Origin of the sequence: Ramlibacter sp. 2FC, from assembly GCF_005503345.1 — a bacterium.
GTDB lineage: Bacteria > Pseudomonadota > Gammaproteobacteria > Burkholderiales > Burkholderiaceae_C > SCMQ01.
This window is the reverse complement of the sequence record NZ_SCMM01000128.1, coordinates 1-1575: the sequence shown is the minus strand read 5'-3', so window position 1 is coordinate 1575 and position 1575 is coordinate 1. Positions and strand designations below refer to the sequence as shown.

Annotated in this window: 1 protein-coding gene; it reads left to right on the top strand. The window is 60.9% G+C overall.

Annotation, left to right across the window (positions count from 1 at the left end; genetic code table 11):
- The first annotated feature begins 223 nt into the window (after positions 1-223).
- Positions 224-1255 (top strand): IS110 family RNA-guided transposase, encoded by a 1032-nt coding sequence (locus tag FFS10_RS22850; protein WP_137896895.1) that lies wholly within the window; start codon positions 224-226, stop codon positions 1253-1255.
- The last annotated feature ends 320 nt before the right edge of the window (positions 1256-1575 follow it).

The window sequence follows — 1575 nt, the reverse complement described above, 5'->3', positions numbered from 1 at the left end:
GGAGATGCTATGGATGCCTCCCTCCCCAAGGGGAAGGAAATTGGAGCGCTGAGATGAAACAGTCGTTAGTCAGGAAGGAGACGCCGCGCAGGCGGGGTGGATCCTCTGATGGATACGGCATCAATGTGCCCAAGGCGTGATAGACCAAGGTCTTCACAAACACCATAGAGGATCCGTCATGAATCGTAATACAGGTATGAACGCAGGACAAATCATCGGCACCATGAACGGCCAGCAGGTCGTGGGTCTCGATATTGCCAAGCATGTGTTTCAGCTACATACGGTGGACATGAGCACGGGCGAGATCATCAACGTGCAGATCAAACGCGCCAAAGCGCTGGAACACTTGGCCAACAAGGCGCCGTGCCTGGTCGCCATGGAGGCCTGCGGCGGCGCGCATCACTGGGCGCGCGAACTCCAGGCGTTGGGCCACGGCGTGCGATTGCTGCACGCCAAGGCGGTGCGCCCCTTCGTCTCAGGCAACAAGACCGATGCAACGGACGCCCGGGCGATCTGGCTGGCCGTGCAGCAGCCCGGCGTGAAGTTCGTCGGTGTCAAGAGTGCGACTCAGCAGGCCACGCTGACGCTGCACCGCCAGCGCGAACTCATGATGAAGATGCGCGCCATGCAGACCAACGCCTTGCGCGGGCTGCTCTACGAATTTGGAGCCATCTTTGCCAAAGGCACAAAGGCCATGCTGAGCGAAGTCGAGCAGGCGCTGGCCGATTTGAGCGGCCAACTGCCCCAGATGGTGGCCGACAGCCTGCGCGAGCAAGTGGCGCGCATCAAGGCGTTGGGCGAAGACATCGTCAGGATCGAAAAACGGCTGGGGCTGCAGCTGCGCCAGGACCCGCAAATGCAGCGCATCGCCCAGATTCCCGGCGTGGGCTTGCTCACGGCCACGGCGGCCATTGCCACCATGGGAGAGGCCAGCGCCTTCAAATCAGGCCGCGAGTTCTGCGCCTGGCTGGGGCTGGTGCCCCAGCAAACCGGCACGGGCGGCAAGGTACGCCTAGGCAACATCTCCAAGCGCGGCGACACCTACCTGCGCACCTTGCTCATTCATGGCGCCAGGAGCGTGCTCAGCCACGCCAAGGAGCCTGGGCCCTGGCTTGAAGGGCTCAAGGGCCGCAGGCCCGCCAGTGTGGTGATCGTGGCGCAGGCGGCCAAGATGGCCCGCACGATCTGGGCCGTGGCGGCCAAACAGCAGGATTACCAACGAGGCTACCAAAGCGTCAGGCCGCAAGCGGCGTGACAAACCGGTGGTCCATTTATCAACCAACCTCACGGAAAGGATATGGTCAGCCTTTGAAGGCTAGCAAGGCAGCAAAGAGTGAAGTGATGTGAAACAGGTCAGACCGGGGCGAGCTAAACCTGAATGCTTGTACGGACGTCAAAAGTCCGCGATAGGAGATGAGGCGCTTGTCAGCGGATATGCATCGGGGCCAGCGGGCCAACCTGGGCAACCAGGTGAACCACGCAATCAAGGCCGGATATAAGGACGCAGCCGACTTCTTCGCAGCACAACACAAATTCTTCTTGCTATCCGGGAGGCATCCATATAAGACAAGCATG

Coding starts and splice junctions, on each gene's coding strand:
- FFS10_RS22850 (WP_137896895.1), top strand. CDS start 224: ATGAACGGCCAGCAGGTCGTGGGTCTCGATATTGCCAAGCATGTGTTT.